General features: G+C 27.7%; 14 protein-coding genes. 12 read left to right on the plus strand and 2 right to left on the minus strand.

Annotated features, from left to right (window positions below; genetic code table 11):
* Positions 1-190: 190 nt before the first annotated feature.
* From IC175_RS10680 to IC175_RS10715, 8 genes are all read left to right on the plus strand, one after another.
* Complete coding sequence (locus IC175_RS10680; RefSeq protein ID WP_227432510.1) at positions 191-898, plus strand: response regulator transcription factor; 708 nt, start codon at positions 191-193, stop codon at positions 896-898.
* Positions 892-2,202, plus strand: a complete 1,311-nt coding sequence (locus tag IC175_RS10685; RefSeq protein ID WP_227830763.1) for a sensor histidine kinase — start codon at positions 892-894, stop codon at positions 2,200-2,202. The genes IC175_RS10680 and IC175_RS10685 overlap by 7 nt, the downstream gene beginning before the upstream one ends.
* Before the next feature lie 115 nt (positions 2,203-2,317).
* Positions 2,318-3,001 carry an ABC transporter ATP-binding protein gene (locus IC175_RS10690; RefSeq protein ID WP_227432512.1) on the plus strand — a complete coding sequence of 228 codons (684 nt, stop codon included), beginning with the start codon at positions 2,318-2,320 and terminating at the stop codon, positions 2,999-3,001.
* Positions 2,994-5,378, plus strand: a complete 2,385-nt coding sequence (locus IC175_RS10695) for an FtsX-like permease family protein (RefSeq protein WP_227830762.1) — start codon at positions 2,994-2,996, stop codon at positions 5,376-5,378. The genes IC175_RS10690 and IC175_RS10695 overlap by 8 nt, the downstream gene beginning before the upstream one ends.
* A 321-nt stretch (positions 5,379-5,699) precedes the next feature.
* Positions 5,700-6,842, plus strand: a complete 1,143-nt coding sequence (locus IC175_RS10700) for a pyridoxal-phosphate-dependent aminotransferase family protein (RefSeq protein ID WP_227432514.1) — start codon at positions 5,700-5,702, stop codon at positions 6,840-6,842.
* A gap of 25 nt (positions 6,843-6,867) precedes the next feature.
* Positions 6,868-7,392 (plus strand): ECF transporter S component, encoded by a 525-nt coding sequence (locus tag IC175_RS10705; protein WP_227830761.1) that lies wholly within the window; start codon positions 6,868-6,870, stop codon positions 7,390-7,392.
* A gap of 99 nt (positions 7,393-7,491) precedes the next feature.
* Entirely contained in the window at positions 7,492-8,310 is an 819-nt protein-coding gene (locus IC175_RS10710; RefSeq protein WP_227851505.1) for a helix-turn-helix domain-containing protein, read from the plus strand.
* 78 nt (positions 8,311-8,388) lie between these two features.
* Positions 8,389-8,700, plus strand: coding sequence for an antibiotic biosynthesis monooxygenase (locus tag IC175_RS10715; RefSeq protein ID WP_227824191.1), 312 nt, complete (start codon positions 8,389-8,391; stop codon positions 8,698-8,700).
* A 103-nt stretch (positions 8,701-8,803) separates the two neighbouring features.
* On the opposite strand, the gene IC175_RS10720 is transcribed toward IC175_RS10715, so the two are convergent.
* Positions 8,804-10,807, minus strand: coding sequence for an alpha-amylase family glycosyl hydrolase (locus IC175_RS10720; RefSeq protein ID WP_227482865.1), 2,004 nt, complete (start codon positions 10,805-10,807; stop codon positions 8,804-8,806).
* A gap of 162 nt (positions 10,808-10,969) precedes the next feature.
* Positions 10,970-11,608, minus strand: coding sequence for a recombination regulator RecX (gene recX / locus IC175_RS10725; protein WP_227432519.1), 639 nt, complete (start codon positions 11,606-11,608; stop codon positions 10,970-10,972).
* A gap of 275 nt (positions 11,609-11,883) precedes the next feature.
* On the opposite strand from recX, the gene nadD reads away from it, so the two are divergent.
* The 4 genes from nadD to leuS all read left to right on the plus strand — a co-directional run bounded on the left by nadD (position 11,884) and on the right by leuS (position 16,384).
* On the plus strand, positions 11,884-12,573 hold the full coding sequence (gene nadD, locus IC175_RS10730; protein WP_227432520.1) for a nicotinate-nucleotide adenylyltransferase: 690 nt from the start codon (positions 11,884-11,886) through the stop codon (positions 12,571-12,573).
* Complete coding sequence (gene yqeK, locus IC175_RS10735) at positions 12,574-13,146, plus strand: bis(5'-nucleosyl)-tetraphosphatase (symmetrical) YqeK (RefSeq protein ID WP_227432521.1); 573 nt, start codon at positions 12,574-12,576, stop codon at positions 13,144-13,146.
* A gap of 116 nt (positions 13,147-13,262) precedes the next feature.
* Positions 13,263-13,613 (plus strand): ribosome silencing factor, encoded by a 351-nt coding sequence (gene rsfS, locus IC175_RS10740; RefSeq protein WP_227432522.1) that lies wholly within the window; start codon positions 13,263-13,265, stop codon positions 13,611-13,613.
* Between the two features lie 350 nt (positions 13,614-13,963).
* Positions 13,964-16,384, plus strand: a complete 2,421-nt coding sequence (gene leuS, locus IC175_RS10745) for a leucine--tRNA ligase (RefSeq protein ID WP_227432523.1) — start codon at positions 13,964-13,966, stop codon at positions 16,382-16,384.
* Positions 16,385-16,462 lie beyond the last annotated feature (78 nt).

Raw genomic sequence — 16,462 nt, forward strand, 5'->3', positions numbered from 1 at the left:
TATCGAATCAATAATTGTACCCTTGATTAAAAACAAATATATTATTAACTTATCATTGGTATGTTTATTTTATTATCTAAGTGTGTAAAATCTTCTTGATGATTAAAAAATATTTATAAATTGTCAAATAAAATGGCTTAGTTAGTATGATATAATTTAGCTAGTATACATAATAATGGAGGAGAAAAACATGAATAATATATTACTTTTAGAAGATGATAAATCTTTAAATAGAGGGATTAGCTTTAAATTAAAAAAAGAGGGATACAATGTTTTTAATACATTTAGTATAGAAGAGGCAAGAGGTATTTTTTTTAAAGAGGATATAAATTTAATTATTTCTGATATAGGTTTACCAGATGGAAGTGGGTTTGATTTTTGTGAGGAGATTAGAAAGAAAAGTGATGTTTATATAATAATGCTTACAGCACTTGATGAAGAAGTGGATATTGTTACAGGTTATGATTTAGGTGCAGATGATTATATTACAAAACCATTTAGTTTGATGGTATTAATCTCAAAAGTAAATGCATTTATGAAAAGGGTAAACACAGTAAAAAATTACACTTTACTGGTTTGTGATGATTTGTTTTTTTATTATATAGAAAATAAACTGATTATAAAAAATGATGACAAGGAAGAAGAAATAATTTTAAGTAAAACAGAGACTAAACTATTAAGATATTTGATGGAAAATTCAATGCAAGCTTTGACCAAAGAACAACTATTAGAATCTTTATGGGATAGTAGTGGTAATTTTGTAGATGATAATACAGTTGCAGTAAATATAAGAAGACTTAGACAAAAAGTAGAAAAGAATCCTTCTGAACCTAAGTATATAAAAACAGTAAGAGGAGTTGGATATATATGGGGTGAAAGGAGTATAAAAAAATGTTAAAAGATATAAATACCAAAGAAAATTTTAGTATTAAAGAGGACTATATAATGAAAAAGGCTGTTATATATTCTATTTTATCCATGCTTGTGGTAACACTTGCATTTATATTTTTTGAATATAATAGACTATATGTTTTATATGAACATCAAATAAAAAATACTCAAAGTATGGCAGGTATGTTGATTGAAAAATATCCAGATGATGAGGTAGATATAGTAAAGTCTATTTATAATTTTGACTATAGTAATGCAGAGGTTGGAGAAAAAGCACTTGAAAAATTTGGATATGGGCTAGAAAATAAAATGTCAAATGATAAAAACTTTGGCATATATTTAAAATCTTTTTTTAAAGAATCAATTTTTGTTTTTTTAATAATGTTTATAGCCGTTACAGGAATAATATATTATTTTATAAGATACATAAACAAAAGATTAAGCAAGATTTATTTTATAGTGGAGCAAATGGCACAAGAAAATTATTTAAAAGAAGGTAGCAAGTTAGATAATTCTGGCTATTTGGTAGAATATAATGAGTATTTTAGAGAGGGTACATTTAGTAAGATTAACAATTGCCTGTATGAGTTAAATAGAAGTTTAAAGATAAAATTTATTAAATTAGAAAAAGAAAAGGAAAGTGTAAAATCATTAGTAACAGACATTTCTCATCAATTAAAAACTCCCTTAGCATCATTAAAATTATATAATACATTACTTATAGAAGAAGACTTAGACGAAGATGAAGCACATGAGTTTTTATTAACTAATAAAAATTCTATAAATAAATTGGAAAATTTAATAAATTCTTTAGTTAACATATCAAGACTAGAGATTAGTATGATAAGCATAAAAAAAGAAGATAATGACATAAAAAGTACTATTTTAAATGCTATAGAAAGTATAACTCCTAAAGCGAGAATTAAAAATATAACATTAAAAATAAATGAATTTAATAGTAGAATTATACCTCACGATAAAAAATGGACTGAGGAAAGTATTTTTAATGTATTAGACAATGCTGTTAAGTATACAGAAAGAAATGGAGAAGTAAATATATCCATAGAAGAGACTGTAAACTATTTTAAAATCATAATAGAGGATAATGGTAGAGGAATTGCAAAAAATGAATTTAATAACATATTTAAACGTTTTTATAGAGGAACAGATGAAGAAATTGAATCTATAGAAGGTAGTGGTGTAGGATTGTATTTAAGTAGAAAAATTTTGGAAGAACAAGGTGGTAATATCATGGTATCTTCTAATCTAGGAAAAGGAAGTAAGTTTTCTTTGTTTCTTACAACTATGTAATGTTTACTGAAAGGAGAATGTAATCCTCTACATATATTATATAAGTATAAACAGCTCCACAAATTAGAAGTAGATGATTAAGGAGCAACATAACTTAGAGTGAGGGGATAATTTTATGAAAATACTATATACTGAAAGTTTATCAAAACATTATGGAGAAGGAGAAAGTTTAGTAAAAGCTTTAGATGATGTAAATTTAGAAATAAATGAAGGTGAATTTGTAGCTATAATAGGTAAATCTGGTTCTGGAAAAAGTACATTGTTACATATGATAGGTGGTCTCGATATACCTACATCTGGCAAGGTATACATTGATAATAAAAACATATTTACATTGAAAGAAGAAGAACTTGCTGTATTTAGAAGAAGAAAAATAGGCTTTATATTTCAAAGCTACAATCTAATTCCATCTCTTAATGTATGGGAAAATGTAGTATTACCAATCGGTCTAGATGGTAGAACTGTGGATGAACAATTTATAAAAGACCTTTTAAAATCTTTGGGGCTTGAAAATAAACACGATGTTTTACCAAATACATTATCAGGAGGTCAACAACAAAGAGTAGCAATAGCAAGAGCTTTGGCAACAAGACCAGCCATAATACTTGCTGATGAGCCAACTGGAAACTTGGATTCCAAAACATCAGATGAAGTTATGAGTATACTAAAGTCTATGTCTAAGAAATATAGTCAAACTTTGGTTATGATAACTCATGATGATAGTATAGCTCAAATGGCTGATAGAGTTATATTTATAGAGGATGGTAAGGTGTCAAAGGTTGGTGACAAAAATGATTAATACTACTAAAATAGCAAAAAGTAATGTAAAACAAAATAAATCAAAAAGTATATTAATAATAATAACTATAATACTTTCAACATTGATGCTTTCATCTATAGGTATTTATATTGTCGATACAAGAGAATATCAAAAGGAAAATACAATAAAGTATTCAGGCAATTATCAAGGAGTATTAGCAAATGTAAATGAAAAACAAGCTGAAATATTAAGTAATCATGCAGATATTGAACTAGCTGGAAAAATGAATGGAGTGGGTGTTGAGAAGCTAGAAGATGATACAACCATTTCATTATCATATATGAATGAAGAGGGTTTAAAATTAAATAATTTTGAATTTATAAAAGGAAAATTACCAACAAAAGAAAATGAAATAGTACTAGATAGTGGAGCTTTAAAAGCATTAGGTCATGGTCAAAAATTAGGTGAAAAAATAAAAGTACCTTATGATGATTATAAAAGCGACAAAAGAATAGAAAAAGAATTTATAATAACTGGAATCTTAGAAACTAGTGAAATATATGAAGCAGGAAAGAATTATTCTGCTATTATATCAGAAACATATATGAAAAATACTAGAGATATGTCACAAGAAGATTTCAATATATATGTTAAATTAAAAGATAAGAGTGATTTATCTATAGAACAGGCAAAAGAAAAATTAAATAAGATTGCAAATGATATAGGATTAGATACTAATAATATACTTGTAAATGAAAATTATATAAATGCTTTAAAACCAGATAGTGAAACAATGATAGGAGGAGTTCTTATAGGCTTAGTAATTGTATTGTCTAGTATATTGGTAATATACAATATATTCTACATCTCAATAGTTACTAAAGTACAAGAATTTGGAAAACTTAGAGCAATTGGTGCAACTAAAAAACAAGTAAAAGCAATAGTGTTTAAGGAAGGCTTTATATTAGCAGGAATAGCAATACCAGTAGGAACAATTTTAGGTTATGCACTTGCAAATATTATAATAAAATCATTTATGGATGTAGATGTAAAATCATCACAATTACCAGTGCTATTATTGGTTGTGGTAATAAGTTTTATATCTGTTGTTTTATCACTTTTGAAACCAATGAAAGTAGCTTCAAAGGTATCTATAGTTGATGCAGTAAGATATACTGGAAATGAAATAAGTGGTAAAAATGATAGAAAAGGACATAAAAATATAAATTTAAAGAATTTATCAAAAGCAAATTTAGAAAGAAATAAAAAGCGTACTTATATGACACTGACATCTCTTATGTTAAGTGGAACTATATTTATAACAGTATCTACTGCTTTAGAAAGTTTTAATGCTGAGAAGATGGCTAGAGAGCATTTTCCTTATGATATAGAAGTTAGATTTACTGGATATGAAATGGATAGCGACAAGAATCCTGAAAGTAATTTGAATATTCTACAAATGAATAATCCATTAGGTAAAGACTTTTTAAACCAAGTAAAGAGTATAGAAGGAGTCAAAAAAACTGAATTAGGAAATTCTGTAAAAATTGGGATGGAGGATTATAATGTTGAGTTTAAACATGACCTTTTACAGAGCATAAATGAAAATGATGTGAAGGATTTAAATAAAAACCTAATAGATGGAAAAATAAATTTTGAAGGGTTACAAACAGGAAACGAAATAGTCATTACTCACCTTGATACAGCAAAAGAAATGGGTGTAAAGGCTGGAGATAAAATAAAATTAACTCTATATGATGGAGATAAAGAGATAAAAAAAGAATTTAAAGTTCAAGCAATAGCTATGGGAACTCCAAGTTTTGGTATAGGAAAAGATTTTATAGATAGAGTTTTGAAATATGATACAACAAGTACCATTGGAATATATACTGAAGAAGGAAAATATCAAGAAGTTAAAGATGCTATAAAGAAAATTGCTAAATCTAATGGATATTTAGAAGCGGATTTTTTAGATAGTAGAATAGAATCAAATAAGATGATGATTTCATTTATAAAAATAATGGGCTATACTTTAACTGGTATAATAGGTGTTATTGGATTTATGAATCTTGTAAATACAATGATAACTAGTATAGTTACTAGAAAAAAAGAACTTGGTATGCTTCAAGCAATTGGACTTACTAATAGACAATTAGTAAAAATGCTTAATTCAGAAGCTATATATTATACTTCTAGAATGATGATAGGAAGTATTGTCTTTGGAGGTATATTAGGATACATTGCAGTTGTATTTTTAAGAAAAACTGGATTATCTTATGCAACATATGCATTACCAATAGTACCAATTTTATTTATGGTTGTATTTATCCTTATAGCTCAATTTATAACAACTTATTTAATAGGAAGAAGCTTTAACAAAGAATCTCTTATTGATAGAGTAAGATATAGTGAATAAAAATATATAAAAAGCTATATTTAATTTTTAAACAGGATTATAGAAGATATAAAAATAGAGTTAAATAGGTTAATAATATACAAATACAGGGCAAGTGGCTTAAATGTTCATATGTCCTGTATTTTGTTGTTTTTACTGTTATAAAATTCTTATTAATATAACTTATCAATTTAAGTTGTAAGTGATAGTATGTTTAATGTTCAGAAGATTGTTATCAGAAAAAAATGTATTGGTACAATTCTAAAAAAATATAAAATTGTACCATGAAAAATGAAAATTTTGTATAATAATCGTATAGAAAATAAAAAGGAGCTGATATATATGAATAATAAAATTAATTATGCACCAGGACCAACAGAAACTAGAGAAAATGTAAGGTTAATAAGAGCAGAGAAAACAACTAACCCAGATATAGATGTTGATTTTGTTGAGTTTTATAAGAAGACATGTGAAAAGTTTGGAAATATAGTTGGTACAAAGAATGATATTTACATATTAAGTGGTGAAGGAATATTGGGACTTGAAGCAGCTTGTGCTTCACTGACAGAGAAGGGTGATAGAGTTCTTGTAATTGACAATGGTATATATGGAGAAGGATTTAAAGACTTTGTAAAAATGTATGGTGGAGAGTATGTGCTTTTTTCAAGTCAATATACAAAAAGTATAGATGTTGATGAGTTAAGAAAGTTTTTAGAAAAGGATAATAACTTTAAATATGCAACAGTGGTTCATTGTGATACTCCAACAGGTGTATTAAATGATGTAAGTGAGATATGTCCGCTATTGAAGGAATATGGAATCTTAACTGTAGTGGATTCTGTGGCAGGTATGGTGGGTGAAAGGTTAAATGTAGATGAATCGAAAATAGATGTAATATTAGGCGGTTCTCAAAAAGCTATTTCTGCACCTGCGGGTCTTACTATAGTTGGTATAAGTCAAGATGCAAAAAATTGTATAAAAAATAGAAAAACAGACATAGTAGGTTTTTATTGTAATTTAAGTATATGGGAAGGATATTACGAAAAAAAATATTTCCCTTATACAATGCCAATAAGTGACATAATGGGTCTTGATAGAGCCTTAGACAATATACTAGAAGAGGGTGTGGAAAAGGTATTAAGTAGACATGAGAAAATAGCTTCTAGTGTAAGACAAGCTGTTGAAGAATATGGTTTAGAATTGTTTTTAGAAGAAGGATATTCTAATACAGTGACAGCAATAAAAATACCTGAAAGTATAGGAGCATTAAAACTTACTGATTATATGCTTAAAAATTACAATACACTTGTTGCAACATCATTAAATCAATATATGGATGCTATTTTGAGAATAGGTCATATGGGGGAAAATGCTAGTCTTGATAAAATAGTTCACATATTAAATGTATTGGATAAAAGTTTAAAAGCATTAGAATTTAATACAAATGGAAGTTTAGTAGATTTATTTAATAAATATTATTTTTAGTCACAATATAAAAGGAGGATGTGGCATGGAAGCTACAGCTAAACAGAAATTTACAACAAAAGATTTGGTAGAAACTTCACTATTAATAGCGTTAGTATTTGTTGCAACCAAGTTTATAAATATAAGATTGCCAATATCTATAAATGGAGGTCTTGTACATTTAGGAACAGCAATGTTATTTATATCAGCAATAGTATTTGGAAGTAAAAAAGGTGCGTTATCAGGTGCTATTGGGATGGCTCTTTTTGATTTGATATCTGGGTGGACTCTATGGGCTCCATTTACATTTATAGTTAGAGGTATTATGGGGTATTTACTTGGAAAGATTGTATGGGCAAATGGCAAGAATGGAGAAAGTTTTTTGATTAATGTAATAGGAGTAGTAGTTTCATCAATTTGGATGTTGTTTGGATATTATGTAACAGAGGTTATACTTTATGGTAATTTTATAATTCCACTTACTTCAATACCAGGCAATTTAATGCAGGTGTTAATAGGTCTTATAATAGCACTTCCTATTTCTAAAGCATTAAAAAAATGTATAAGATAGATATGGAATAGATTAAGTTTTTGATAGGATAAATTATATTGTATAATATAAAGATAAAGTATATAATGATAAAAAAATTTAGGATAGAGGTTAATTACAATGTTATCAGTTACAAGGTATGCAGTTAGAAATGTTCGTTTAAAACCCTGGGTAAAGTTTATTTGGTATCTTGAAACAAAATCAAATATATTGCTAAATAATAAGTTATTACCTACAGACAGTATAGATATTATCATTAATCTTTCTGATGTTATGGAATATAAGATTGAAAATCAAAATTATAATGCAAGTAATATACATTTTAATGGAATAAGAGATAAGCATGGATTTGTTATTCAACGTGGAAATATACGTGTGATGGGTATTTCTTTTTATCCATTTGGGCTCTATCCATTTTTAAAGATACCAATTTCAGAGTTTAAGGGTCAACTTGTTGACTTAAAACAAGTATCAGAAGGTTTTGTTGGGAAATTAGAAAGTACATTAAATCAAATATTATCAATAGAAGATATAGTTTTACATTTAGAAAAAATATTAGTATCTGTATTAGATGAAAATTTGGTTATAAATAAGATGGTAAATCTCCTAGATTTATTTATATACAATAATCAATATAGCACTATAAAATTGTTTTGTGATGAGATGAACATAAATATTAAAACTTTAGAAAGAGCTTGTTTAAAATATACTGGGTATACACCTAAAATACTAAGGAAAATATATAGATTTAAAATGGTAAGTAATCAGCTTATTTATAGCTCTAAAAATAATAACTTTCTTGACTTAATTTATGAAAATGAATATTATGACCAAGCTCATTTTATTAAAGAATTTAAACAGTTTTCAGGAGTATCGCCAATTAAATTTATTAAAGAGAATAAAACTATTAAAGAAAACACAACATACAACTATTTATAATTATATTGTCGATTTTTTACAATACCTTTAATTTACTTCTTGTTATGATGTAAGAAAGATAAATAGGAGGGTTTGTATATGAAAATTATTACAGAAATAGTAGAATTTAATGTGGAAGAGCATTTATCAAAAGATGCATTTGTAGAGATTGTAAATGATTTAGAAATAAATTTTCACTCTGTTCAATCGGGCTTTATTGATACTGAGCTTTTATATGATGAAAAAACTCAAAAATGGATTATGATACAACACTGGGATTCTATAGAAAATCTTAAAAGTGCTTCTAGTAAAATGTTTAAAAATACATCTACTGAAAAATTTAGAAATGCTCTAAAGGCACAGACTGTTAAGATGAATATAATTCCACAAATTAAAAGTTGGAAGTTATAATGTCAGATATAAAAAATAATTAATTAGCAAGAAAATAAATCAGCCAAATAACATTTTGTATTAAAATCAAAATTGTTATTTGGCTTTTAGTAGTTATTTATATCTAGATAATATTATTTAAAAATACTATTGCTGTGAGAGATGCAATAGGTATTTTAGAAGATGGAGGAGTAGAAGTAAAATAGATATCGTAGTCTATTAAGTTTTCTGGTCTTGTTTTTCCTCCAAACTCTATCATATCAGTACTTAATACTGTCTTGTATTTTTTGTCTTGGAATTTTGATATGTCTACTGATTGCATCAGATTAGGATGGAAATTAAATATAAATAAATATTTACCCTTACTGTATACTAAAAGTTTTTTATCATTATCTATATGTATAAGTTCATAACTATTCTGTGCAAAAATATCACTGTATTTTGTAAGTTCAAGCATAGATTTATCAAAGTTCAATAGTTGTTTATATTTTAAGTTATCATTTTCTGAAAGACTCCATTGTCTTCTAGCATATTTATAACTCCAATTGTTTCCTTCACGTGGAAAGTCAATCCACTCAGGGTGTCCAAATTCATTTCCCATAAAATTTAGGTATCCTTCACCAGCTAGAGAAAATGTTGCTAATTTAATTAATTTGTTTAGAGACATGGCTCTATCAATAATATGATTATTTGAGTTTATTTCCATATTCCAATACATTTCTTTATCTGCTAACCAAAATATAATTGTCTTATCACCAACTAATGCTTGGTCATGAGATTCACAATATCCAATGTTTTTTTCACCAGGACGTCTAGTAGTAAGCTCGTACCACATTTTACCTAAATCCCAATTTTCATCAGAAGATTTTGAGATAGTTTTTATCCAAAAATCAGGTACTCCCATTGCTAATCTATAGTCAAAGCCAATTCCACCATCTCTTATAGGTATACACATTCCAGGCATTCCACTCATATCTTCTGCAATGCTTATTGAATTAGGTTTGATTTCTTTTATTAATTCATTTGCAAATTGAAGATATGTTATAGCTTCCATATCCGTGTTTGCACTGAAATACTTTTTATAACTGTCAAATGAAACTCCAAGACCGTGGTTATGATATAGCATTGAGGTTACGCCATCAAATCTAAAACCATCAAAATGATACTCATTTAGCCAAAATTTTATATTTGAAAGTAAAAAATGAATTACCTCAGGCTTACCATAGTTAAAGAGTTTTGTTCCCCAAGCAGGGTGATTACCTTTTGAACCTGAATGAAAAAATTGATGTTCACTTCCATCAAATTCATTTATTCCCTCTAAAGTATTTTTTACAGCATGAGAGTGAACTAAGTCTAATAAAACAGCAATTCCCATTGAATGAGCTGTATTTATAAGGTTTTTTAAGTCTTCAGGAGTACCAAATCTAGATGAAATTGCATAAAAGTTTGAAACTTGGTATCCAAAAGAAGCATAATATGGATGTTCCATGATAGCCATAAGTTGAATAGTATTGTATCCAGCTTTCTTTATCCTAGGAAGTATATTTTCAGTAAATTCATTATAAGTTCCAATAGATTCTTTTTCAGTAGCCATACCTATATGACATTCGTAGATTAAAGGGAAAGTTATGTTTTTTAAATCAAATTCATTATCAGTCCAATTAAATGGAGTTTTTGGTTGCCATATCTGCCCATTAAAGCTACCAGAATCCTTTTGGATTACCCTCTTTATGTATAATGGTATGCGGTCAAATGTTTCCCCATTTGTAGTGACTTGTACCTTTACCTCGGATTTATGAGGTAAGCTGTTTTTATCAGGTATAAAAATTTCCCAATTACCAGAATCTATTTTTTTTAGAGGATGGGATTTTCTATTCCAATTATTAAAGTCACCAATTAATGATAAACTATCTGCATTTGGAGCCCACTCTCTATAAAACCATCCATCATTTGTTTGATGGAATCCATAATAAAGATGACCATTTGCAAAAGAATTAAAATCTTCACAGCTAGTTAATATTTTTGCTTTTACATCTTCATAGTGTTTCATCCTTTTTTTTATGTCAGACTCAAATGGTTGTAGATAAACATCAACGTCTAAAATTTTAAATCTTTCTTGACTTTTCATTTGATTTTCCCTCCATAATAAGTATTATATTTTAATAAAATAATACTTATCTCATACTATCTTCTCTATATAATTGATATATATTATATAATCCTAATAAAAAGCTTAAACCACCAATAATTAGTTTCATAATTTACCTCCTTAGTATATTTAAAAATATACTTATATATCAGATTCATCAAAATTTAAAAGTTTATTTAAAACTCTTTTAATAATATCATAATCAAAGCCTTTATAGGAAAGATGTTGAGAAATTTTTTGATATATTTTCTTTTTATCTTCTTTTTTTACCCTTTCATATCTTTTTTTTGCTAGATACATGGCATTTTCAAATTCAGTATCTTTGTCTAATTCTGATACTGCTTCATCAATTGCACTTCTTTCAATACCTTTATTATATAAATTTTGTTTAATTCTGTTTTTGCCACATTTGTTTAAATTAACATTGGTATTAACTATTTTCTGAGCCAATATATTGTCATTTACCAGATTATAATTTTTAAGAAAATCTATAACTCTATCAATTGTATCCTCTTCAAAATCTGCTGATAGTTTTTCTTTCATTTTTTTTTCAGACTGGTCAGCACGAGACAAAATATTTAATGCTTTATTTTTAGCTTTTATATACATCTCATCATCTAAAATGGATTTTAATTCCTCTTCATTTACTTCATTTCCTTTTTTTAAATTAAATGTATAAACAAGTTCTTTAAATATAGCAATAAAAAATTTATCATCTACATAAATATTTACTCTATCATCATTTCTTTTTTGTTGTTCTATTTTTGTAATTATACTCATAATTGCTCCTTTTTTATATGTAATTATATTAACAAAAGTAACTAATAAAATTTAATAAAAAACTTATAATTATACGTTATATTTAATCTAAATTAAGACAAAATAATAAAAAGTTATTTTTATTAAAAAGTTAAGTGAAACTATGTTAAATAATTATTTTTTAAAGTGTTTTTTACCATATAAATATGATTATATACCAAAAAAAATAATTTATAAGCTTTAAGAAATAAAAAATAATGGTACAATAGTATTATAACATTAAAAGGAGACAAAATATGAGAAGTAAAAATCTAGTTCAGAAGGCAGAATTGAAAAATACTGAAAAACTAGAGAAATTTAATCGCCATAAAGGCAAAATCAAAATAGGTATATTAGGAGGTACTTTTGACCCTATACACTATGCTCATTTAGCAACAGCAGAGTTTATTAGAGATAAGTATGAGATTGACAAAATTATCTTTATACCATCAGGAAATCCACCACATAAACTAGGTATCACTACAAATAAGTATGATAGATACAATATGACACTTCTAGCAACTGAAAGCAATGAAGATTTTTTAGTTTCAAAAGTAGAAATCGAAAGAAATAAAAGGACTTATACAATCGATACATTAAAATATTTAAAGAAAAAATACAAAAATGCTGATATTTACTTTATAACAGGGGCAGATGCTATTTGTAGTGTTGAAGAGTGGAAAGATGTAAAGAAAAACTTTGAGTTAGCTACTTTTATAGCTGCAACTAGACCAGGTATTAGCTTATTAAGGTCACAAGAAACTATAGAGAAACTGACTAAAAAATATAATGCTGACATTATAACAGTTTACGTTCCATCATTGGATATATCATCCACATATATAAGGGAACAGCTAAATGAAGGAAAGTCTATACGTTACTTAGTACCCGAAAATGTAGAAAATTATTTGTATGAAAATAAACTATATCAATATGGAGATGATTAAATGAACTTAGAGAATATTAACCAGAGATTAAATCAAATGCTACCAGTAGGAAGGCTTAGCCATTCAAAAAATGTTGCAGAATGTGCTGTAAAATTGTGTGAAATTTATGGATGTGACAAAGAAAAAGCCTATATAGCGGGGATGATTCATGATTGTGCGAAATACTTAAGTGATAAAGAAGTAGAGGATTATGTTAATAAGTATGAAATATACTTAGACCCAATAGAAGATGGAAACCGCTCTCTATCACATAGTGTGATAGGGTCATACATATGTGAATATGAGTTTGGTATAGAAGATGAAGATATTATAAATGCAATTAAATACCATACAACAGGAAGAGAAGATATGTCTCTTTTAGAAAAAATAATTTACATAGCAGATTTAATTGAAGAAGGAAGAAAATTTCCAGTTGTAGATACATTGAGAGAATTAGCCTATGAAGGTAAGCTTGACGAAGCACTTTTAACTTCATTTAATAATACTTTAATGTTTGTTATTAATAAAAAAGAAGAAATACATCCAAGAACTGTTATGGCAAGAAACTACCTAATTAAAGAAAAGTTATTATAAAAATCTTATATAAAGGCAAACATATTAATAAAATTAAAGTTGACTATGTTACAAAATCGTATTAATATGTTAGAATAACTAAGTGTATTTAAATTAGGAAAGTGAGGAAATTTTATATGACAGTGGAACAAATGACAAAAATAGCATATGATGCCATAGAAGATAAGCTGGGTCAAGATACAGTTATAATAAATATAGGAAAAGTTTCTAGTTTATGTGATTATTTTGTTATTACTACAGCATCTTCTCAAAGACAAGTAAAAGCTATAGCTGATAATGTTGAAGATGAATTAGCAAAACTAGGATTAGAACCAAGAGGAAAAGAAGGACAAGGAACTCAAACTTGGGTACTTCTTGACTATGGGGATATAATGGTTCACGTATTTAATGAGGAAAATAGAGGATTTTATAATTTAGAAAAATTATGGAAAGATGCACCTTATATAGATATTGACACATTAGCATAAACATGATAATATATGTTATTATAGTTAGAAAATTTCAAAAATTGTATTGAATTGAATAGACTAGAGCAGTAAAAGATTATATTTTTTCAGAGAGTTAGTGGAAGGTGAGAACTAATATTATATAACTTTGAACTTACTAGATTAAAACCTATTCTCCATGGCTGGATTAAAAGCTATCTAAGAGAGTCTATAAAAGTAGGCTAATTAGGGTGGTACCGCGAAGATTTATCCTCGTCCCTAAACGCAAGTTTAGTGACGAGGATTTTTTATTTTCAAAGAATTATTTGGAAATTATAAGTAAATAATATTAAACAAAGTAGTTGAACACAACTAAAAACAGGAGGCAAAATATGAGCGTATATAATTTTAAACAAGTAGAATCGAAATGGCAAAAAATTTGGAAAGATAATGACCAATACAAAATGGATACAGCACAAACTGAAAAACCTAATTATTACACATTAGAAATGTTCCCTTATCCATCTGGAAAGATACACATGGGACATGTTAGAAATTATTCTATAGGCGATGTTGTCGCAAGATTCAAAAAAATGGAAGGTTATAACGTACTTCATCCAATGGGATGGGATTCTTTTGGTTTACCAGCTGAAAATGCAGCTATAAAACATGGAATACATCCACATAAATGGACAATGGAAAATATAGAAGAAATGAAAGAACAATTAAATTTATTAGGGCTTAGCTATGATTGGGATAAAGAAGTAGCAACTTCAACTCCAGAATACTATAGATTTACTCAAGAAATATTTTTGAAATTTTTAGAACATGGACTTGCATATAAGAAAAAATCTTATGTTAACTGGTGTCCTTCTTGTGAGACTGTTCTTGCAAATGAACAAGTTGTTCAAGGAGCATGTGAAAGATGTAAATCAACAGTATTAAAGAAAGACTTAGAACAATGGTATTTTAAAACTACTGAATTTGCAGAAGAATTACTTAATGATTTAGACACATTAGATGGATGGCCAGAAAAAGTTAAAATAATGCAAAGAAACTGGATAGGAAAAAGTACAGGAGCAGATTTAGTATTTGATATAGATGGAACTGACAAATCTATGACAGTATTTACAACTAGACCAGATACAACTTATGGAGTTACTTATATGGTACTTGCTCCAGAACATGAACTAGTTAAAGAATTGGTTGCTGGTACTGAGTATGAAGCAGATGTTGAAGCTTTTGTTCAAAAAATGCACACTATGACAGAAATAGAGAGAACAGCAGCTGATGTAGAAAAAGAAGGTATGTTTATAGGTAGATATGTTATAAATCCTTTAAATGGAAAAAAAGTTCCTCTATGGATAGCAAACTATGTATTAGTTGAATATGGAACAGGTGCTATAATGGCAGTTCCTGCACATGATGAAAGAGACAGAGATTTTGCTGAAAAATATAATCTAGATATAATAGATGTAATAACAGAAGATAATAAAATGATAAATTCAGAAGAATTTGATGGATTAGATGCTTCAGAAGGATTTGAAGGAATAATAAATAAATTAGAAAAAGAAGGTAGAGGAAAGAGAACAATTAATTATAGATTAAGAGACTGGTTAGTTTCAAGACAAAGATATTGGGGTTGTCCTATACCTGTAGTTTATTGTGATGAGTGTGGAATAGTTCCAGTTAAGAAAGAAGATTTACCAGTTCTTTTACCAACAGATGTTGAATTTACTGGAAAAGGTGAGTCTCCACTTACTACTTCAAAACAGTTTATGTCAGCAACTTGTCCTCACTGTGGAAAACCAGCGAGAAGAGAAGTTGACACTATGGATACATTTGTTGATTCTTCTTGGTATTTCTTAAGATATGTAGACAATAAAAATGAAGATGAACCATTTAGTAAAGACTTAGTTAACAGATGGCATCCAGTAGACCAATATATAGGTGGAGTAGAGCATGCTATAATGCATTTACTTTATGCTAGATGGTTTGTAAAAGCATTTAAGAGTATGGGCATGGTAGACTTTGATGAACCATTTAAAAACTTACTTACTCAAGGTATGGTTCTTATGGATGGTTCTAAAATGAGTAAGTCTAAAGGGAATACAGTATCTCCTATGGATATAATTGATGAATATGGAGCAGATACTGCAAGACTTTTCGTATTATTTGCAGCACCACCAGAAAGAGATTTAGACTGGTCAGAACAAGGTGTTGATGGATGCTTTAGATTCTTAAATAGAGTATATAGATTAGTTGATGAGTTAGCAGATGTCTTCAAAAAAGATGTTGAGTTTGGCGAGTTAAGTTCTCAAGATAAAGATATGAGATATACTATACATTCTACACTTAAAAAAGTTACTGTAGATTTAAGTGAGAAATTTGGATTTAACACTGCTATATCAGCTCTGATGGAATTAATAAATGATATGTACAAATATAAGGAGCTAGATAATATCAATGAAGCAGTTATAAAAGAAGGTGTACAAACAATCGTAACTATAATTTCACCATTTGCACCTCATTTAGGTGAAGAATTATGGACTATGATAGGTCAAGAAGGAAGTGTATTTGATATAGATTGGCCTAAATATGATGAAAAAGCTTTAGTAAAAGATGAAATAGAAGTTGTTGTACAAGTTAATGGAAAGGTTAGAGGAAAGTTAACTGTTAGCTCAAATATATCTAAAGAAGATATGGAAAAAGTGGCTTTAGAAGATGAAAAAATTAAAGCTCTAGTTGAAGATAAAACTATAGTTAAAGTTGTTGCAGTTCCTAAGAAATTAGTTAATATAGTTGTGAAATAAAAAAGTTGTGGAATAAATAAAAAAAGAGAGCTATAAAATAAAATCCCCTTATTGCAATATAAGTAAAAGATTGCAGTA

The organism is Clostridioides sp. ES-S-0123-01, from assembly GCF_020658415.1.
GTDB lineage: Bacteria > Bacillota > Clostridia > Peptostreptococcales > Peptostreptococcaceae > Clostridioides.